The sequence below is a fragment of the Streptomyces sp. NBC_01264 genome, from assembly GCF_026340675.1.
GTDB lineage: Bacteria > Actinomycetota > Actinomycetes > Streptomycetales > Streptomycetaceae > Streptomyces.
The window spans coordinates 135,756-155,116 of the sequence record NZ_JAPEOX010000004.1; the positions used below are offsets into that span (position 1 = coordinate 135,756).

Annotated in this window: 20 protein-coding genes and 1 tRNA gene; 16 read left to right on the forward strand and 5 right to left on the reverse strand. The window is 70.9% G+C overall.

Going from position 1 to position 19,361, the window contains the following annotated elements:
- Window positions 1-23: 23 nt before the first annotated feature.
- The 6 genes from OG435_RS46085 (at window position 24) to OG435_RS46110 (ending at window position 5,634) form a co-directional block, all read left to right on the forward strand.
- Window positions 24-701: a PIG-L deacetylase family protein gene (locus tag OG435_RS46085; protein WP_266887430.1), complete on the forward strand. Its 678-nt coding sequence runs from the start codon at window positions 24-26 to the stop codon at window positions 699-701.
- Window positions 698-1,438, forward strand: a complete 741-nt coding sequence (locus OG435_RS46090; RefSeq protein ID WP_266887433.1) for a WbqC family protein — start codon at window positions 698-700, stop codon at window positions 1,436-1,438. The genes OG435_RS46085 and OG435_RS46090 overlap by 4 nt, the downstream gene beginning before the upstream one ends.
- Entirely contained in the window at window positions 1,435-2,541 is a 1,107-nt protein-coding gene (locus OG435_RS46095) for a glycosyltransferase family 4 protein (protein ID WP_266887435.1), read from the forward strand. Before OG435_RS46090 ends, OG435_RS46095 begins: the two co-directional genes overlap by 4 nt.
- Window positions 2,538-4,208, forward strand: coding sequence for a proline--tRNA ligase (locus tag OG435_RS46100; protein WP_266887437.1), 1,671 nt, complete (start codon window positions 2,538-2,540; stop codon window positions 4,206-4,208). The genes OG435_RS46095 and OG435_RS46100 overlap by 4 nt, the downstream gene beginning before the upstream one ends.
- A 196-nt stretch (window positions 4,209-4,404) precedes the next feature.
- Window positions 4,405-4,479, forward strand: a tRNA-Ala gene (locus tag OG435_RS46105).
- Between the two features lie 75 nt (window positions 4,480-4,554).
- Window positions 4,555-5,634 (forward strand): UDP-N-acetylglucosamine--N-acetylmuramyl-(pentapeptide) pyrophosphoryl-undecaprenol N-acetylglucosamine transferase, encoded by a 1,080-nt coding sequence (locus tag OG435_RS46110; protein ID WP_266887439.1) that lies wholly within the window; start codon window positions 4,555-4,557, stop codon window positions 5,632-5,634.
- A 7-nt stretch (window positions 5,635-5,641) separates the two neighbouring features.
- Here OG435_RS46110 and OG435_RS46115 read toward each other — a convergent pair whose 3' ends face one another.
- Window positions 5,642-6,019: an HIT domain-containing protein gene (locus tag OG435_RS46115; protein WP_266887441.1), complete on the reverse strand. Its 378-nt coding sequence runs from the start codon at window positions 6,017-6,019 to the stop codon at window positions 5,642-5,644.
- Window positions 6,020-6,059: 40 nt separating this feature from the next.
- Between OG435_RS46115 and OG435_RS46120 the strand changes: the two genes are divergently transcribed.
- The 10 genes from OG435_RS46120 (at window position 6,060) to OG435_RS46165 (ending at window position 14,450) form a co-directional block, all read left to right on the forward strand.
- Complete coding sequence (locus OG435_RS46120; RefSeq protein WP_266887443.1) at window positions 6,060-6,581, forward strand: hypothetical protein; 522 nt, start codon at window positions 6,060-6,062, stop codon at window positions 6,579-6,581.
- 133 nt (window positions 6,582-6,714) lie between these two features.
- Window positions 6,715-7,599 (forward strand): hypothetical protein, encoded by an 885-nt coding sequence (locus tag OG435_RS46125; RefSeq protein ID WP_266887445.1) that lies wholly within the window; start codon window positions 6,715-6,717, stop codon window positions 7,597-7,599.
- Entirely contained in the window at window positions 7,596-8,072 is a 477-nt protein-coding gene (locus OG435_RS46130; RefSeq protein ID WP_266887447.1) for an NUDIX domain-containing protein, read from the forward strand. Before OG435_RS46125 ends, OG435_RS46130 begins: the two co-directional genes overlap by 4 nt.
- Window positions 8,069-9,355 carry an MFS transporter gene (locus OG435_RS46135; protein WP_266887449.1) on the forward strand — a complete coding sequence of 429 codons (1,287 nt, stop codon included), beginning with the start codon at window positions 8,069-8,071 and terminating at the stop codon, window positions 9,353-9,355. The genes OG435_RS46130 and OG435_RS46135 overlap by 4 nt, the downstream gene beginning before the upstream one ends.
- A complete protein-coding gene (locus OG435_RS46140) occupies window positions 9,352-9,933 on the forward strand; it encodes a class I SAM-dependent methyltransferase (RefSeq protein ID WP_266887451.1) in 582 nt (193 codons plus the stop codon). The genes OG435_RS46135 and OG435_RS46140 overlap by 4 nt, the downstream gene beginning before the upstream one ends.
- The gene (locus tag OG435_RS46145) at window positions 9,930-10,766 is read left to right on the forward strand and encodes a class I SAM-dependent methyltransferase (protein ID WP_266887452.1); all 837 of its coding nucleotides are present in this window, start codon (window positions 9,930-9,932) and stop codon (window positions 10,764-10,766) included. Before OG435_RS46140 ends, OG435_RS46145 begins: the two co-directional genes overlap by 4 nt.
- Window positions 10,754-11,419 carry a 3'-5' exonuclease gene (locus OG435_RS46150; protein WP_266887453.1) on the forward strand — a complete coding sequence of 222 codons (666 nt, stop codon included), beginning with the start codon at window positions 10,754-10,756 and terminating at the stop codon, window positions 11,417-11,419. The genes OG435_RS46145 and OG435_RS46150 overlap by 13 nt, the downstream gene beginning before the upstream one ends.
- 116 nt (window positions 11,420-11,535) lie before the next feature.
- Complete coding sequence (locus tag OG435_RS46155; protein WP_266887455.1) at window positions 11,536-12,309, forward strand: PIG-L deacetylase family protein; 774 nt, start codon at window positions 11,536-11,538, stop codon at window positions 12,307-12,309.
- 228 nt (window positions 12,310-12,537) lie between these two features.
- Window positions 12,538-13,311, forward strand: a complete 774-nt coding sequence (locus OG435_RS46160) for a tyrosine-protein phosphatase (RefSeq protein WP_266887457.1) — start codon at window positions 12,538-12,540, stop codon at window positions 13,309-13,311.
- 446 nt (window positions 13,312-13,757) lie between these two features.
- The gene (locus OG435_RS46165) at window positions 13,758-14,450 is read left to right on the forward strand and encodes a phosphotransferase family protein (protein WP_266887458.1); all 693 of its coding nucleotides are present in this window, start codon (window positions 13,758-13,760) and stop codon (window positions 14,448-14,450) included.
- Window positions 14,451-14,465: 15 nt separating this feature from the next.
- Here OG435_RS46165 and OG435_RS46170 read toward each other — a convergent pair whose 3' ends face one another.
- The 4 genes from OG435_RS46170 to OG435_RS46185 are packed head-to-tail and all read right to left on the reverse strand — an operon-like array spanning window position 14,466 to window position 19,319.
- Window positions 14,466-15,290: a hypothetical protein gene (locus OG435_RS46170; RefSeq protein WP_266887460.1), complete on the reverse strand. Its 825-nt coding sequence runs from the start codon at window positions 15,288-15,290 to the stop codon at window positions 14,466-14,468.
- 30 nt (window positions 15,291-15,320) lie between these two features.
- Window positions 15,321-16,994, reverse strand: a complete 1,674-nt coding sequence (locus OG435_RS46175; RefSeq protein ID WP_266887462.1) for an urease subunit alpha — start codon at window positions 16,992-16,994, stop codon at window positions 15,321-15,323.
- A complete protein-coding gene (gene ureA / locus OG435_RS46180) occupies window positions 16,991-17,701 on the reverse strand; it encodes an urease subunit gamma (protein WP_266887464.1) in 711 nt (236 codons plus the stop codon). The genes OG435_RS46175 and ureA overlap by 4 nt, the downstream gene beginning before the upstream one ends.
- Before the next feature lie 31 nt (window positions 17,702-17,732).
- Window positions 17,733-19,319, reverse strand: a complete 1,587-nt coding sequence (locus tag OG435_RS46185) for a hypothetical protein (RefSeq protein WP_266887466.1) — start codon at window positions 19,317-19,319, stop codon at window positions 17,733-17,735.
- Between the last annotated feature and the right edge of the window lie 42 nt (window positions 19,320-19,361).

The following is a 19,361-nucleotide window of genomic DNA, read 5'->3' on the forward strand; positions in this document are numbered from 1 at the left end:
TGCCCGGCGGGCGGGGAGAGCGGGTGGTGGCGCTGGTCGCCCACCCGGACGACGCCGAGCTGCTGTGCTACGGAACGCTGCGCCGGGCCGTCGGTGCCGGGGCGACCGTGACGGTGGTCGTGGTTACCCACGGAGCGAACGGCGTCTCCCTGGCCGACGCCGCCGACGGCCGCCGGCTCGGCACGGGCGAAAGGGCCGAGGAGGTCCGCGCGGCCTGGCTCTCCACCGGAATCCAGCTCGCATTCCTAGGCTTACCCGATGGCGCCCTGGTGGCCGACCGGCACCTGATCTCCGCCGTGGAGGCCGAACTGACGCGCCTGGGCTGCACGCTGCTGATCACCCACAGCCTCAACGCCAGCACCGACCACCAGGACCATCGGGCACTGGCCCTCGCCGCTGCGAACGCCGCCACCCGCGTGACCACCTGCCACACCGTGCTCCACGGCGAGCCCCACGCCCCCCGCTCCACCTTCACCCCCACCGTCCTCGTCGACATCACCGAGCACCTCGACGACAAGGTCACCGCCCTGGCCGCGCACCGCACCCAGGCGGGCCGCTGGTACCTCGGCAAGGAGTACACCAACCACCGCGCTGTCCAGGCCGGATGGCGCCTGCGCCCGGCGGCAGCAGCCGCCGGGCGCGCGTACGAGTCCTTCGAGACCTCCGTGCTCACCCTGTTCACCCAGGAGGACCGGTCGTGACCTTGACCTACATCGAGCAGCCGCCCTTCGCGCCCTGGCTCGGGTTCTGCGAGGCGCTCTTCGCCTGCGAGACCGTCGCTCTCTACGACGACGTGCCCTACACCGACGGCGGTTACCAGAACCGTAACCGGATCAAGACCGCCGACGGGGTGCAGTGGCTGACCGTGCCGGTCAACCGCGCCGTCGGGCAGCTGATCCGCGACACTCCCGTCGCCGCCTCCTTCGACGCCGACAGCATGCTGCGGGCGATCCGCCTGGCCTACGCCCGTACCCCGCACGTCGAGGAGTTGCTGAACGTCCTGCGGCCTGTCCTCGACGCGAGCCACGCGTGGTTGGTCGATCTGAACCTCGACCTGCTCACCCAGCTTGCCGCCGCCCTCGGCGCCCCCGCGCGCCTACGGCTCACCTCCGAGCTGGCCGTCGACGCCGACGACAAAACCAGACGTCTGGCGGGCATCTGCGCAGCCACCGGCGCCGACGTCCTGTGGGCGGGATCGGGCACCCGCACCTACCTCGACACCACAACCCTGGCCGAGCACGGCGTGCAGGTGCGGTGGAACGAGTACGCCGACCGTCACCCGGTCTACCGCCAGGCCTGGAGCCGGCAGGGCTTCGTGCCCAACCTGTCCGTCATCGACACCGTCTGCTCGCTGGGCTGGGCGGGCACCGCGGCGCTCCTGCGCACCGGACTTGCCGCCTACCACCAGCAGCCCGCCCCGAAGGAGGCGACCGCATGACGCGCCCGCTGATCCTCACCGGCATCGACCTGCCCCTGGAACCCTCCTGCGGCTCGACCATCTGGTGCAGCGACGTCTACACCCGCCTGGCCGGCCACGGCTTCGAAACGGTGTTCGCGCACCTGCCCGGCAGCGGCACCTGGCAGCACGGCTTCGCCGACACAGCCCAACTGACCGCTGACAAAGCGCCGTACGGGCCCGGGTTCGACGCGTACGCCGACGCGCTCACCGACGAAGTCCGCGGCCTCGTACGCCAACGCCGGCCGGGCCTGATCCATGCCCAGCACCTGGGGTTCGGCCTCGCTCTCGCCTTCGCGCGGGCGGCCGGCGGCACGCCGATGGTGTCCGTCGCGCACGGTACCGACGTCATCGCCGCCACCGAGCACGAGCAGGCGCGAGCCGTCCTGAACGAGATCGTCGACGCGAGCGTGTACGTCATCGTCCCGAACGCGGCCATGGCCGACGGGGTGAACCGGCTCACTGACGGCCGCCACACCGACCGCCTGGTGGTCGTGCCCTGGGGTGTCCCGCTGCCCGCGGCACCGACCGCACACCCGCGCCCGGGAAAGCACCTGAGCCTGGTGCACGCGGGCCGTCTCGACGGCAACAAGGACACGATCACCGCGATCGAGGCTCTGGCGCGGACCACCGGACATCACCTCACCGTGATCGGCAGCGGCAGCGAACTCGAGACCCTCATCCGGCGCGCCGCCGAGCTCAACCTCGCCGACCGCGTGATGTTCGAGCCGTTCCTGCCCCGTCAGGACCTGTTCAAGCGGTTCGGCGACTTCGACGCGATGGTGTTCACCACCCGCACGCTGGAGGCCTACGGGCTCGTCGCCGTCGAAGCCCAAGCGCACGGCCTGCCCGTCCTCCACAGCGACGTCCCCGGGCTGGCGGTCACGCTCGGCACCGGCGGTCTGAGCTTCCCGCCGGGCGACGCCGCCGCCCTTGCCTCGCTCATCGACAACCTGGCCGCCAGCCCGGCCACCCGCCGGCTCCTACACCAGGCGGCCGTCGCCAACGCCTGCGGCCACGACATCGCCCACACTGCGGCCCACCTTGCCGCGCTGTCCCGCACCGCGAGGGAAGGCGCCCGATGAACGACGTCCCCCTGTACGCCAGTCGCCTGTGGCCGCCGGTCCGGCCGCGCACCGGCGACGCTTCCGCCTCCACCATCGACCTGCTGCACACCCTCGGCCTGATCGCCCGCACCGACGCGACCGGCGTGCACAGCCTCCTGCCGCTCGGTCTCCGGGTCCACGACCGACTCACCGCCATCGCCCGGCACGCCTTCGAGGAACGCGGCGCCCTGACCTTCGCCCCGCCCACGCTGCAGAGCCGCACCCTGTGGGAGCAGACCGGACGCTGGGACGTCTACCGCCGCGAAGGGGCGCTGCTGACCGTGTCCTCCTCCAGCGGCGAGGAGATGTGCCTGGCCCCCACCTCAGAGGAGATCGCGGCCGCCACCGTCCGCGAGCACCTGCGCTCCCACCGGGACCTGCCCGTCCGCCTGTCGCTGAGCACCACCAAGTTCCGCGACGAGCTCTCCCCGCGAGGCGGGCTGATGCGCGGCCGCGAGTTCACCATGGCCGACGCCTACACCTTCGACACCGGCCCCGACACCATGCGCGCCTCCGTCGACTTCCTCAACGAGGCCTGCACCGCCGCCCTCACCGGCATGGGCCTGAGCGGCACCTTCACCGCGCCCGCCGACGGCGGCAGCATCTCCGCCGGCCCCAGCACCGAACACCTCGTCCTCGCCGACAGCGGACAGGGCACCATCGTCGCCTGCACCCACTGCGGCAACCGCGGCGACGGCGCCGTCGTCGCCGCCGGGCCCCCGCCGCCCGGCCCGGACCCGGTCGTCAACGTCATCGCCTTCACCCTCACCCTGCCCGATGGCGCCACCCAGACCGCGACCGTCGCCATCCGCTCCGACCTCCACGTCAGCCCCCGCAAGATCGCCGCCACCACAGGCGCCGCCCGCGTCGACCTCATCGACCCCGACCTTCTTCCCGACCTGCTCGGCAAGAAGGCCGGCACCCTCACCCCCTGGGACGCCGCCGGCGCTTCCGATGTCCTGCCGCTCTACGACCTGTCCGTCGCCGACCTGGAGACCTTCGCCATCTCCGACGGAGGTGCCGGCCTGCGCACAGGGGTCCGCTGGAGCGGCGGCCGCGGCCTGCCCACGCTGCACCCCCGCGGCGTCGACCTGCATCACGCGACCGAACACAGCGGATGCGGGGCCTGTCGCCAGGGCCACTACAGCGTCCTGCGTGCCGTCGAGGTCGCCCACGTCTTCGAGCTGGGCACGCAGTACGCCGACCCGATGAACCTCCGCTACAGCGATCCCGACGGCCGCTCCGCCACACCCTGGATGGCCTGCTCAGGCATCGGCATCACCCGCTGTCTGCAAACCGCCGCCGACCTCAACCGCGACCGGCACGGCCTGCGATGGGCACCGCGCACCGGCCCGGCCGACGTCCACCTCGTGGTGCTACGCGCCGACCAGCCCGACATGCGCGACCGCGCCGACCGTCTCGCCCACAGCCTCACCGAGCGCCGGGTGAGCGTACTCGTCGACGACCGGCCCCTACCCGCCGGCGACAAACTCCGCTACGCCCGCCTCCTCGGCCTGCCCCACGCCGCCGTCCTCTCCCCCGACCACCCCGACACCGAGATCGAAGTCATCACCCGCTCCACCGGACGTACCACTCATACCGATCTCAGCCACATCGCCGACCAGAATCCCATCACCCGCACATAGATTCGCCGCGTTAAACCGCTGAAGAATGCCAGATGACATCGACCCTGATGGCGTCTCGCATTGCCATACCCGAAATCGGAGAACAGGCGGGCAGTTCAATGGATCCGTACGGCGGCGGAATATCTTCGCTCGGCCGCACGGACCCGTTGACCGCAGTTCACCAGGGGGCTAGCGTCCCTGCCATCGCAACTCGAAACGGGTCGTAGCTCAATTGGTGGAGCACGGCAAAAGCGTTGCCGAGGAGCTGGTTCAAATCCAGCCGACCCGACCAATTTGCCACCTTCAAGGCGCCAGGAAGAGCGCTTCCGTGGTGAAACACGGTGCGTTCATTTCAGAAAAGGGACCGATGAAAATCGCCATCACGGGCGGCGCCAGCGCCGGTCACGTCGTTCCGGCCCTCGCTGTCGCCAGCCAGCTCCGCGACCGCGGCGCTGAGCTGGTCTTCCTCGGGCGTGAGAGCACCATCGAGCACGACTACGCCCAGCGGGCCGGCATCCCCTTCCGCCACGTCCCCTCGGCCGGGCTGCGCCGTCACCGCTCCGCCAGCAACCTGCTGATGCCGTTCACCGTCGCCCGGGGCGTCCTCGCCGCCTACAGGGCGCTGCGGCGTGAACGGCCCGACGCCCTGTTCTCCAAGGGCTCCTACGTCTCGGTGCCCGTCGGCATCGGGGCCGCCCTGGCCCGCGTCCCCGTCGTCATCCACGAGAGCGACCACTCCCTGGGCCTCGCGAACAGGATCCTCGGACGCCTGGCCACCACCATCTGCCTGAGCGTCCCCGCCTCCGGCCCGATGCCGCGCTGGATGCGCGGCAAGACCCAGGTGACCGGACTGCCGCTGCGCGCGGACCTCACCGACGCCAAGCCCGACGTGCTACGCGACCGCCTCGGCATTCGCGCCGACAAGCCGGTACTGCTGATCTTCTGCGGAAGCAGCGGATCCCAGCGGATCAATACCGCCATCCGCGCCCAACTCCCCGCGCTGTGCGAGCGGTACAGCGTGCTACACGTCGTCGGCAAGGGCAACCTCGACCCCCAGGTCTCCGACCGGCCCGGGTACTGGCAGCTGGAGTACCTGCACGACGACATGCCTCACGCCCTGACCCTGGCGGATCTCGTCATCGGCCGGGCGGGGGCCACCACCCTGGCCGAACTCGCCGCCCTGGACCTGCCTGCCGTACTCGTGCCGCTGCCCGCCTCCGTCAGCCGCGGGGACCAGCTCGACAACGCGCGGGCCTACGCCGCTCAGCACCCGGAGCGCTGCCGCGTCATCGCCGACGAGGAGCTGGCCGACACCGGCGTACTCGTCCAGGCATGCGCTGCCCTGTCCGCCGTCCCCCGCGACGGACAGGGCACCCGCGCCCGTCCGGAGGCCGCGGCCGAACTCATCGCCGATCTCGTCCTGCAGGCGGCGGACCCGCGCCGGTAGCACGGTGTCAGTCGTGGTTGCCGTACATGTCGAGGATCGCCGCCTCGCTCTCGCCCCGGTAGACGACGTGCCAGTGCTGGTGCTTGGACTCCTGGTACATGCCCAGGTTCGTCGTCACCGAGCAAGACCCGTACTCCTTCTCCACACCGGCGGCCACTTCCCGTACCACCGCCACGACCTCGTGCAGGAGGTCCTCGTCGGAGTTGCCGAGATCGGTGAGCGAGGGGACATGCTCCTTGGGGATCACCACGATGTGCACCGGGTACGAGGGGTTGGTGTGATGGAAGGCCAGGACCCGTTCGGTCTCCTTCACCCTCTCGATGGGAACCACGCCGGCCAGCGCCTGATGGCAGTAGAAGTCGGAAACGGTCGCAGTACCGGTCACAGGTGCACACCCTCGCTAGGCAGAAGTCTCGGAAGGACGCGTGCCCAACGTGGACATCGGGCAGGGCCTCAACGCCAGCGTAGCGATCAGCCAACTCGTAGCCGAATCGACTCAACACCAGGCCCGCGAACGGGTGTTCGTGGAACTGGGATCGCTCGCCCTTCAAGTCATCGGCCGCTGCTTCCCAGCTATCTCCCTCACCCTCCTCAGTCCTTGGCTCCGTCTCGTTCTGAACTGCGCGTCCGCCACCATGCCGGCGGCATCCCCGTCGCGGCCCGGTCCGTGCTGCCCGCTACCCCTGAAAGGGGACGACACCCAGGGGTTGAACGCGTCCGCTCCGGCGCCGACCTTCGCGGCAGCCGGGAGTTCCATCATCGGCGTTTCGGCCAACCACGCCTCCGCGCGCACCCGGTGCGGCGGGCGGATCCGTGCATCCTCCACCTGTCGACGCGCGCACCATCTCGGGATTCCAGACTCGACCGAAACACATGTGTTCGATATCGCGGCGTGGTCGTTGAGCTTCACGACCACGCCGCACGACCGTCGAGAGGGACCATGTTGACCTCGGCCGCCACGAACGAGCAACAGCCCGCAGCGCCCCCGTCGCCCGCCACCGTGCCCCGAGCCCTCTCCGCTGCCGACGCCTTCGCACCCCGCTCCTCGCGTGCTTCGCGCCCGGGCACGAGGAGCACGACGTGAGGCAGACAAAACCGCTTCCCGCGACGGTGCGGGACTGGGCGGAGCAGCGAACCGGGCCGACCGAAGTCGTACGCGACGCCTCACACGACTGGCACCGTTCCCGAGTGTGGGAGCTCGCCGACGAAGACGGGGGCCGCTGGTACGTGATGGTCTCGCCGTCGGCGAAGTTCCTCGCCCGCGAGACCAGGGCCTACCGCCACGTCGTTCCCGCGCTCGGGCACAGCCGGGCTCCCCATCTCCTCGACAGCCGCGCGGAGGACCTGGCCTTGCTGCTCACGGTCGCGCCGGGCGCTCCGACGCAGATTCTGGCCCTTTCCTCCGCCGTGTGGCGGGCTGTGCACGCGCGGGCCGGCATGCTGTGCGCCCAGCTACACGAGGCCGGTGAGCTTGACCGCGGCGACCGGGCCGAGGCCGAGGGGGCTCTGAGGGCCGCGGCCGACGGCGCGGAACAGTACCTGGGCCGCGCCGGGGACCGCCTCACCAAAGGCGAGCAGCAGCTGGTCCGTGACTACGCGGCCCAGCTGCGCCGCGTCGGCCCGGTGCCGCTCGGCTACATCCACGGCAACAACCAGCCGAGGTACTGGCTGTGGTCGGGGTCTGCGGTCGCGTTCGTCGACTTCGAGCGGACCCGGCCGGCCGCCCGCGTGCAGGACCTGGTCATCCTCGCCGTCACCGCGTGGCTCGACCACCCCGACCGTAAGCAGGCCTTCCTCCGCTCGTACGGGCGAGGGCTCACCGCTGCCGAGCGGCACGCGCTGCGCTGTCTGACCGCGCTGGACGCGGTCAACTGCCTGGCCTGGGGCCCGGACAACGACCATCCCGAGGTCACCGCCCGGGGCCGGCGGACCCTGGACCGGCTCATGAAGGAGGACCGGCCGTGAGCGAAGTCCACCGGAGCATCGTGCACGTCATGGTCCTGCTCCAGCATCCCGTTGACGGCCGGGTGCTTACCGTGAGGCACCAGCCGCACTCGTGGCATTCCCCGGGCCTGCTCACGGTCGTCGGCGGCCGGCTCGAAGCCGGCGAGTTCTTCGACGAGGGCGCCGCGCGCGAGCTCGCCGAGGAGACCGGCATCATGATCGCCCCGGAGCGGCTGGAGTTCTGTCAGCTGGTTCACCTGCATGCCGCGGACGGGGAACGGGTGACCGGTGTGGTGTTCCTGGCGCGGGAGTGGGATGGCGAGCCGTACAACCGGGAGCCGGACACCCATAGCGACCTGCTCTGGACGGATCCCGGCAGCCCTCCCGAGGACTGCCACCCCTTCACCCACGAGGTCCTGCGACACTTCGCCGCAGGCCTTCGCTACGCCAACGTGATCGCCCCGGAGCTGAAGGGCGGGGGTGGGACTCCGTGACGGTCGCCGCCCAGAACGCGAAGACCACCACTTGGTCGAGGCCCGCCTTCCGGTTCCTGCTCGGCAGCGAAGCCGTGACCCTGTCCGGATCGGCAGTGAGCGCCGTCGCTCTACCTGCGCTGGCCGTGCTGGAACTGCACGCGTCCACCACCGAGGTCGCCGTGCTCGCATTCCTCGGACAGCTTCCGAACGCGGTCGCGCTATGGGCCGGGGCCCTGTCCGACCGGCATCCCAAGCGGCCCCAGCTGATCGCCTCGGACCTGACGGCGGCCGGCGCGCTGGTGACCGTTCCGGTCGCCGCCCTCGCCGGAGCGCTCACCGTCGGGCAGCTGTGCGCGGTGGCAATCGTGCTCGGTGCGGCCAAGGTGGTGCACGATGCCGCGGCGATCAGCCTCCTGCCCGCCGTCGTCGATCCGGAACAACTCCATGACGCGAACGCGAAGCTCGGCGCGGCGTCGTCGGTGGCCGACAGCATCGGCACCAACGCCGGTGCCGCCCTGGTCGGTGCCGTCGGCGCGGCCCGCTCGGTCCTGGTCGACGCCGTGTCCTTCCTGGTCTCCGCCGTGCTCGTCTGGCGAATGCGTGTCCCCGAGACCGCCACCGCGCCGGACGCGGCCCGCCCGAGCCTGGCGCGGGACATCGCCGAAGGCGTGCGCTACGTGGCCCGGCAGCCCACGATTCGCACCGTGATTGCGGCCCTGTCGACCCTGTCCTTCGGCCTGGCAATCATGAACACCTACTGGGCGTTCTATCTCCTAGACCGACTCGGAGCCTCCCCGTCCGCCTTCGGCGTGATCATGGGCATCGGCGGTGCCGGCGGCGTGGCCGGTGCGCTACTCGCACCGAAGATCGCCGCCCGGATCGGCATCGGTCCCACGATCATCGCGGGGTTCGCGGTCAGCCCTCTCGCCCAAGTACCCCTGCTCCTCGCAGAGCCCGGACTGCGGTGGCAGATCGTCCTGGCCGCCGCGCTGGCCGGGCAGCTGTTCTGGGCGACCGCGTCGGGGACCAGCCAACGGTCCCTGCGCCAGGCCGTATGCGACCCCGATTTCCAGGGCCGAATGCAGTCCGCCAGCACCACGCTCACCGCCGGGGCCCGCCCACTCGCCGCCGCCACCGCCGGCGGCCTGGTCCTCCTCCTCGATGTCCGGGCCACCCTCGCCATCGGCGCGCTCCTCCAAGTCGTACCCATCGTCCTCCTGGTCGCCTCCCCCATCCGCACGCTGCGGAGAATCCCTGCCCGCGTCTCCGTGCCGCCCGCCCGTGAGGGAGCCCCTTCGTGACCACAGCGTCCACCGAGGCCGTGACCTACTGGGAGCGGCTCTGGTCCCAGGGCCGCCGCTACCGGCAACTCGACGACACTGAGAACCGGCTGCTGGAGGACCACCTCGGCCCCGGCCGCGAACGCCCCGCCCTCGACATCGGCTGTGGCGACGGCTCGCTTGCCCGACGCCTCGCCTGGCTCGGCTACCGCACGACCGGCATCGACTGCTCCCCCAGCGCCGTCGAGCTCGCCGCCGCCCAGAACCCCGGGCCCGGTCACGAACCGGTCTGGCGGTGCATGGACATCACCACCGACGACCTCGGCGTCCTGCCGGAGCCGGCGTACGCGGTCGTCACCTGTCGCCTGGTCTACCGGTGGATCGACGACAAAGCCACCTTCCTCGACCGCGTCCGCCGCCTCGTTGCCCCGGGCGGGACCTTCTGGGTGGTCACCGAGATCTCCGGGCGCCGCGCCGCTACCGACCCCTTGCAGGGCCTCGGAATCACCCCCGCCCAGGCCGAGATCCTCACCGCGGGCTGGTCCAACGTTCAGACCGCCGACCTCGACGTCCTGCGCTGCTACGCCCTACGCCCATGACCCCCGCCGCCCGCGATCTGATGGAGAACCTGGTGACCACTGAGTCGGACACCGTCGAGACCTGGAACGCCTACGGCGCCCACCAACTGGCCAGAGGGCTGGAGCTGCCCAAGCTGGACCGGTGGGACTGGGGCATTCGGGACGTCCGCCCCGGCATCGAAGCCCTCGGTGACGTGAACGGGCTGCGCGTCCTCGACCTTGGCAGCGGCCTTGGCCGGCACGCCGCTGACCTCGCCGCCCGGGGCGCCGACGTCACCGCCGTGGATGCCTCCCCCGCCCAGCACCAGCGTGCCCTCGCCCGCTACCCGGACGTCCCGGGTCTGCACCTGGTGTGCGCCGACGCCGTGGCCCACCTGCGCGACGCCGATCCGTACGACCTGATCTACTCCGTCGGCTCCATGCCGTACCTGGACCCCGACCGGCTGCTGCCCGTCCTGGCCAACAGCCTCGAGCCGGGCGGCCGACTGCTGTTCTCGGCGCTGCACACCAACTCGGACGGCATCGGGCCGTCGGCCGCGCTGGTGCCGCGCCCCGAGATCCTGCGGCTGCCCGGTACCACCGAAGACCATCCCGTGACGATGTGGGTCCTTACCCCGCAGCTGTGGGAGGACCTCTTGGTCCAGCACGGCCTCAGAATGGAATCGGTCACGGCGATCGACTCCCCGACGCCGGACAACGCCGTCCGCTACCGGCTGTACGCAGCCCGGCGTCCACAGCGGGAGCCAAACCCGGCCTGCGGCGGACACGCTGTGCCAGTCCCCCGGAACGACGACCGAACCGTCGACCGGGAGCCGACGGCGGCCTCAGGGGAGGCGCCACCGTGGACGCGCTGATGCATGATCCCCGCTTCGCCGCGATGACGTTCGTGGTGATCGACTTCGAGGGCCTCACCCCAGCAGGACGGCCCGCCGAGCCGATCGAGGTCGCGGCGCTGGCACTGCGCCCCCTGGATGGCCGACTGGTGGAAGCCGGCCGGTTCGAGGAACTGATGCGACCGCCTGCCGACGTGCCCGTGACCGCGCGGGACGTCCAGCTCAAGGGCATCACCCAGCGGATGCTCACCTCGGCGGCCCCCGCTGCCGAGGTGATGGCGCAGCTCGACGCGCGCTTGACTTCACCGCCGTACCGACTGGTCGCCCACCACGCCTCGACGGAAGCCGGAATCATCGCCCGCCAGGCAGAGCACTGCCCCGTACTCGCCGCGACACCGCTGCTGGACACGTTGCGCCTGGCCAAGGCCGTCGTGCCCGGTCTCGGCTCCTACGGATTGGACAGCCTGCTCGGCCACTACGGCATCCCAAAGCCTGCCGGACGGCATCGGGCGATGCCGGATGTCGAGGTCACCGCCCAGGTGCTGACCCGGCTCCTGGACGACGGGTGCGCGGGCGGCCGGTGGAGCACGCTGCTCGAGCTGGACGTGGCCGCCGGATTGCAGCCCACACGGCCACCCGCGGCCCCGGACGCGGAACAGGGAGCGCTGTTCTGACGGGGCGGCCCGTAGGAGACGCGCCCGATGCGCTGGCGACCCGTGGGGTGGCCCACCGCTGCCGAGGTGGCTGCTGATCATTCCGCCCGTACGCACTCCAAGGAGGCCTCTTCACCATGAACCGCCCGCACTGTCCTTCGCTACTGGGGGTGTTCGCGCACCCGGACGACGAGAGCCTCTTGGCCGGGGGCGTGCTCGCCCAGCACCACGCCGCCGGCGCCCGTACCGCCGTCGTCACAGCAACCTGGGGGCCGGACAGCCGCCGCGCTCCCGAACTCAGCGATGCGCTGGCCGCCTTGGGGGCCGGCGCCCCACGTCTGCTCGGTTACAACGACGCCCGCAACCCAGAGGCGGCCCCCGGCCGGCCACGCCTCGTCGACGCTCCCCTCGACGAAGCGGTCAGCCGCCTCGTCGCCCACATCCGCGACTTCCGACCCGACATCGTCGTCGGACACGACGCCCTCGGCCAGCTGACCGGCCACCCCGACCACGTACGCACGCACCAGATCACCCTCCTCGCCGTCGAAGCCGCCGGCCTCGCCCACCTGCATCCCGAAGCGGGCCCGCCCTGGCAGCCAGCCGCGCTGTACGCGGCCACGCACCCCGAGTCCGGCGTCGGCCTGCTCCGCCCGCTACTCGAAGGGGTGGGCAAGACCGTCCTCGCGGTCCCGGACTCGTACGTGACCACCAGCGTCGACGTCACCCCCTGGGCGGACGCGAAGTGGGCCGCGATCCTCGCGCACCGCAGCGAAGTCGCACGCGAGCGTCCCCTGCCCGGCATCCTCGCCCGGCTTGCCGAAACCGACCGCAACCGGATCATCCGAACCGAGCACTTCACCCGCCTCACCCCCGGTCCCGCAGAGGGCGACCGAGTTCAGCTGACCGCCTGACTCCCGGGCCCGTGCCGACCGCCTCTTCACCACCCACGAGCAAGCATTCACCGATCGGAGCGAGATGACTTCGACTTCCGCACGTGGCAGGGGTCCCAGTATGACGCGCGGTCGAGAATGCGGGAGCGCGTTCGAATCCGGGCAGCACCTTTCGGCCACACCAAGCAATTAGACGCAATTTCCTGCAATAGGGGAACGAAATTGCGGCGTGGGCCCTATTCTTTTCCCATGACAAAGCCTGACAGCGGAACAAGGTCGGCCAGTCACCTCCTTCCGGCGCAGAAGAACCTGCCGGACGTACCGAACGTGCGCAACTTCCGGGACGCATGCATTTCCCCTATGCGGCCCGGGATCCTCTACCGATCCGGTTCTTTGAACCGGCTGACCGCAGTAGGCGCCGGGCGCATACGAGAGCTGGGCGTTCGCACGGTGATCGACCTGCGCAGCGGTGTCGAAAGCAACGTCTGGCCCGGGCAGACGCACGGGCTCGACATTGAATGGGTTCCGATTCCGGCGCTGCCTGAACTGGACGCCCTCAAGGCGATGGGCTTCACCGACTTCTCGGGCTTCGACGGCAAGCCGTGGCCCGTGGACCCCGCCGCCCTGTACCCCTTCATGGCCACCTACGGGGCTCCGGCGATCGCAGCGCTGATCAAGCGGCTGGCCGAGCCGACCGCGCTGCCGGCGGTCGTGCAGTGCGCCGTGGGCAAGGACCGCACAGGTCTCGCGGTGGCGGTGATCCAGTCGCTGCTGGGCGCGCCGTGGGACCAGGTCGTCGGGGATTACGTGCGGTCCAACGTCGAGCTGGAGCTGACGGCTGGACCGACGTCCTTCCAGGACGAGGCGGGGGTCACCCGGTACTCGCACCCGGTCAGTGAGTCCCTGCTGGCCTCGGCGATGGACACGATTCTGACCGGGTTCGGCTCCATCCCCGCCTACCTGGCACCCCACGGAATCACGGAGGCCGACCTGGAAGCCCTGCGCTCCAACCTGCTCGCCTGATCAGACCCGCCCAGCTGCGCCCGCGATCCGGTGGATCGCGGGCGCAGCTGCGTGAGCACTCCGGCCGGCGCAGCCGCGCGTCGATGCCACGTCATCCGTTCGGGTGACGTTCGCTACGCGACCCACCGCGTGAACGTCGTGCCGCCGACATCGACTCCCAGCATCGCCGCAGGCCACGCCGGTGCGCTTTGATCAATTCCGAAGCCGGAAGTATTGAATTCGATCTTGAGAATGCCAGACTCTACATGCAGCAGGGCGAGTTGGTCACCCCGGGGCCGCTGCGCAGGGCGGCTCGTATAACATCGCTTGGGTCGCAAGGCGAGCCCTGGTGTCCTAGCGTGGAAATGTGCTGCCAGTAGACCCATGGGCCGATTCGGGATCAAGGTATGGGAGCGACTTAAATGACTGATGCGCCTGGTGTTGCGGTCCCACTTTCCGGCGGACGAATGACCGACGGCGTCGTCCAGGTCGACGATTCTGTGCGCAGACCGGTATCGGATTCTTCGGAATTCGTCGCCACCCTCCTGAAAGTATTCGAGCAGCAGGAATTCGACGGCGCCCCGAAATATCTCGGTCAGGCCGACGGTATGGACATTCTGAGCTTTCTCCCGGGTGAAGTTCCGGCGCGTTTCCAGGTGTGGGAGGACGATCAGGTGGCGGCGGCCGGTGCGCTGCTGAGGGCCATGCACGACGCCACGCGGGGTAGCGCGCTGGCCGGCCGCTCGCCCGTGGTGTGTCATCACGATGTGGGCCCGAACAACGCCGTTTTCGTCGACGGCCTGCCCACCGCATGGATCGACTTCGACACCTCGGCTCCCGGCTCGCCCCTGGAAGACCTCGGATACGCCGCGTGGACGTGGTGCATCGCGTCCAAGTGCACCGTCCCGGTGGAGCGGCAGGCTGAGCAGGTGAAGATCCTCGCCGACGCCTACGGCATTCAGGGGCCGGAGCGCGGTGCGGTGGTCGACGCCATCTTGGAGCGGCAGGCGCGCAACGCCCGGTTCTGGGCGGAGCTGATGGCCTCGCCCGACACCGCGCCCGCCGAGCCCGAGGTGCTGGCCTCCCGGATCGAGTGGAGCCGCCGCGAGTTCGCGTTCACCGCATCGAACCGGTCGGTGTTCGAGGACGCTCTGGCCTGAGCCGGCACTTCGTGCTCAGACGGTGGGCGGGGCCAGGACCGGCGCCGGGGGCAGTCCGAACATCGAGCCGCTGGTCCGTGCCAGTGCCGCGACGTCCACGGCTTCGCCCCCTTCCGTGGTGTAGGGGGAGATGTTCCGGTCCAGCCTGGGGTTGACCAGGAAGAGTGTGGTGATGCGCCGCTCCAGCTGGTGGTTGCGGACCTGGTGGTAGAGCGGCGGGATCCGGCCGGCGGTCATCGCGGTGAGCACGCTGCCGGGCATGACGAGCAGGCGGCCGTCACCGACGGCCGCCTGCTTCATCTCCCCGTCGGTCTCGATCTCCAGTCCGGGGCCGTCGGAGGTGGCGAGGGTGAACAGGTGGCCGTCCTCGTGGCGGTCCTGGAGCAGGTCCCGCTCGGGTTCCCGGAGGTACCAGTTGATCTCCAGGTAGGACGAGGTGCGGAACTGCAGGTCGTCGCGGTAGCCGAAGTGGTCGGCCAGGCCGGTCAGCACCTGGTCGGCGGCGTCGGCGGCGACCCGCCAGTACGCGCCCAGGGCTTTGAGGAACGGGGCGACGGAGTCGGCCTCGTGCCCGGGAACCCTGGCCGGGTCGTTCGCCCAGTAGGTGAACGAGCTGTTCATGTCGGGCCGTTCGGGACTGACGGAGTACTGGCGTCCGTAGGGCCGGTAGCCGAAGTTGAAGTCGCCGCTGCCGTGCCGGAGCTTGGTCTCCTCGTCCTGGCTGAAGAACCGAGCCGCGTGGGTGCGCAGCTCCGCGAGGGCCTCGGCGTCTGCAGCGGGCAGCGGAATCGTCGCGTGGCCGCGGTCGAGGAGGTCGCGGGCCGGGCTGGTGAGGGACATGCGGGCGCTCCTGGGTGTCTCGGGCCTGGGTTACAGGAAGTAGAGCTGGCTGAGGGCGGTGGCCTGGGCGGGCGGAGAGCTGATGGGGTCGCCGTCGAGGGTGACCTGCCCGGTGCCCGGGTGGACGCGGACGTCGCTGAGCCGGTCGTTGCGGAGCATGGTGGCCAGGCCGATCGTGCGGGTGTCGCGGACGGCGACGCGGCGGCGCCGGGTCGGCAGGGTGTCGGTGCCGCTGTCGTGCGCGGACCGGCTGACGAAGGCGACGGACAGGTCGGCCGCGGTTGCCCCGTACGCGCCGACCTGCGGCCCGAGGACGAGGGGCTGGCTCGTCTCGGTGGAGGCGTTGGGGTCGCCGGTGACGCCCCAGGCGGGGTAGCCGGCCTTGAGGACGAGCTGCGGCTTGGCACCGAAGTAGGCCGGGTTCCACAGCACGATGTCCGCGAGGCGGCCAGGGGTGAGCGCGCCGACCTCGTGGGCCATGCCGTGGGCGATGGCCGGGTTGATGGTCAGCTTGGCGATGTAGCGCAGGACGCGTTCGTTGTCGTCACCGCCCGGCTCGGGGTCCAGGGCGCGCATTTTGGCGGCGATCGCGAAGGTGCGGCGGACGGTCTCCCCAATGCGGCCCATGGCCTGGGAGTCGGAAGAGGTGATGGGGATGACCCCGAGGTCATGGAGGACGTCCTCGGCGCCGAGCGTGCCGGTGCGGATCCGATCGTGGGCCATCCGCCGACAGTCGGGGTCGTCCGGGTCGAGCCGGTGGACGGTGGCGATCATGTTCAGGTGCTCGGCGGCGGTGTCGCGGGTGTAGGGCAGGCTCGGGTTGGTGGAAGACCCGATGATGTTCGCCAGGCCGGCCAGCTGCAGGACGTTCGGGGCGTGGCCGCCGCCGCAGCCCTCGACGTGGAAGGCGTGCAGGGTGCGGCCGCCGATGACCGCGAGGGTGTCCTGGACGAACATGGCCTCGTTGAGGGTATCGCTGTGCAGCGCGACCTGGACGTCGTGGTCGTCGGCGACGGTCAGGGCGGTGTCCAGGGCGCGGGCGTGGGCGCCCATGTCCTCGTGGACCTTGAACCCGGAGGCGCCGCCCTGCTCCAGGGCGCGCAGCAGCGGGTCCGGGTGGGATGAGGAGCCGCGGGCCAGCATGGCGATGTTGACCGGGAAGGCGTCGAAGGCGCGCAGTGCGTGGCGTAGTTCGGCGGGGCTGGTGACGCCGCAGCCCCAGGTCGGGCCGAAGTTCTGGGAGACGATCGTGGTGACCCCGGAGGCGAGGGCGGCGCCCATGATGCCGGGTGAGCAGAGGTGGACGTGGGTGTCGACGATGCCGGGGGTGGCGATGAGGCCCTCGCCGGGGATGACGGTGGTGCCGGTGCCCGCGAGGACGTCGACGCCTTCCAGGGTGTCGGGGTTACCGGCGCGGCCGACGGCGGCGATGCGTCCGTCCTTGATGCCGATCGAGGCCTTGCGGATGCCGAGGACGGGGTCGACGAGCAGGACGTTGCTGACGATCAGGTCGCAGGTCCGGTCGGTGAGGCGGGCCTGGTAGTGGATGCCGTCGCGGCCGGTCTTGGCGTAGCCGACCAGGAACTCCTCGCCCCGGCGTTGGGCGTCGGCTTCGACGCGCAGGGTCAGGCCGGTGTCGGCCAGGCAGACGCGGTCGCCGGTGGTGGGGCCGTGCTGCTGCGCGTAGGTGAGGTGGCTGCTCACAGGTCGCCTTCCTGATCGGTGGTGGGGCCGGTGTCGAGGTAGCCGGCGACGTGGGCGCGGGTGAGCGCGGTCTCGCGTGCTCCGGGGGCGTCCAGGGGGCCGTCGACCAGGCCGGCGAAGCCGATGACGACTCGGTCGCCGCCGATCGGGGTCAGCTCGACCTGCTGGGTGGTGCCGGGTTCGAAGCGGGTGCTGGCGCCGACGGGCAGGGCGAGGTGGCGGCCGTAGGCGGCACGGCGGTCGAAGGCCAGGGCGCGGTTGGCCTCGAAGAAGTGGAAGTGCGAGGTGACGGTGACCGGCACGTCGGCGGTGTTGGTGACCTCGACCCGCACGACGTCGGCCAGCTCGGGCGGCGGCTGGTCGGCGGGCAGGACGGCACCGGGGGCATGGGCCGGGTCGGCGGGCGGCCCGAGGGGGTGGGTGATGACGATGAGCTTGGAGCCGTCGGCGAAGACGGCCTCGACCTGGATCTCGGTCAGGATGCCCGGCACCTCGGGCAGCACGTCCGCGGCGGTGAGGGCCGCGCGCCCGGCGGCGACCGCGTCCCCGAGCCGGCCGCCGTCCCGGGCGGCCTCGCACGCGGCGTGCGCGATCAGCGCGGTCGCCTCGGGCACGTTGAGCTTCACGCCGCGCTGGTGGCGCTCGCGAGCCAGCAGGGTGGCCGTGTACAGCAGCAGCCGTCCCTGCTCGGCGGGGGTCAGGTGCACGGCGTCTCCTTCCGGACGGGGGCGGTCGGATTCATTCGCCGATGACCACGCCGCACGCCTTGGCGTGGGAGCGGATCGTGGCGCGGGCCTGGGCGAGGTCGTCGAAGGTGATCTCGGGCATCAGCGCGAGGGTGTAGTCCCGCATCGCGTCCTCCGGCATCACCACGTCCTGGTGCGCCCAGCGGGCCGAGACGGCGGCGAGGGTGGCGTCGTCGGCGACCGTGAGGCCGAGCTTCGCGGCGGCCTGCCGGGCGGCGTCGGGGGTGGTGAGGTAGGTGTAGTCGCGGGCGCCGGGCTGCGGGGAGAGCACCTCCGCGTCGATCGCCGAGAACACGCCGTGCTTGCCGCCTTCGGTGATCAGGGCCAGGATCCGCTCGAGGTTCTCGGTCAGCAGGGCCCGGGTCATGCCGATGTGGCCGACGACGAAACCGGCGCGGATCAGCATGCCGTGGTCGCGGGCGACCGTGATCGCCTCCGAGTTGAGCTCGTACAGCTTCTCGGCCTCCGCGAGGACGTTGCGGCGGCGGCCGCCGACCGGCTTGTTCATCGCGGCAAGGGATGTCGCGGCGCCGGCGTCCATGCCGATCATGATCTGGCGCACTCCGAGAGAGGTGAGCAGCGCGGTCTTGCGGGGGTCGGCGATGCCGTCGGCGCGGCCGTACCCGACCAGGAGGGGCCGCTCGTCCTCGCTGAGGGCGGACCACCAGGCGGGGGCGTTCGCGGCCATGCCGGTCAGCAGCTGGGCGAACGTCAGGGGCAGTTCGTCGGCGGTCAGGTAGTGGTAGTCGTAGCCGGCGTTCCAGGCAGCCTCGATGGCGGCCCACGCCTGAGCGGGGGTGAGCTGGTTGCGCCACAGCTGTCCGGGGTGGATGGAGCAGAAGGAGCAGGCGTCGTCGGCGGCGAACTTCACGCAGCCGCGGCCGATGTCGACCGGCATGCCGGCCGTGACGGTTCGGCCGAGAAGTTCGTGGATCCGCGGGGCGATCCGGTGGCCGAACTGCCGGGTGTACAGCGGCGTCTGGGGGAAGGCCCGGTCCACCAGGGTGTAGTCGTAGCCGGAGAACACCGGCTCGGCCCGCGAAGGGGTGGCGTGGACGAGGCCGTCGGCGCGGTACACCAGACCGGGGAACGCCGTCGGGTCGATCGGCGCCGCGGCCCGCAGGGCGCCGATCAGGTCGGTGAAGGGCCCCACGACCTCGTTGCCGACGAATCCGTAGTCCAGGCTGGGGGACGCGTTCATGCACGCCGTGGCCAGGGAGCTGAAGTGGTCGTTGCCCGCGACGGTGGTGATCCGGGCGTCGGTGTCCTTGGCGTGCCGGGCGATCAGGACGCCGGCCTCGTAGTTCGCGGTCAGCATGCCCAGGCAGACCGCCAGGATCCGGTCGGCGTGGGCGGTGATGTACTCCAGGACGTCGTCCAGGGGCGTGATCGTGCCGTCGACGTAGACCGGCTCCAGGGCGGGATTCGTCGCCAGCGAGGAGACGAGGGACAGCGCGCCCAGGCACAGAAAGTCCGACCAGTCGGAGTGCTCCTCGGGGCGGGTGACGGTCAGCAGCCGGCCGGTGATAACGGTGTTGGAGTTCGGCGGGACGACGACCAGGACAAGATCACGGGGCATGGCGGTCTGCTCTCTGCAGGGTCGGGGGCGCGCCCGGCGGGG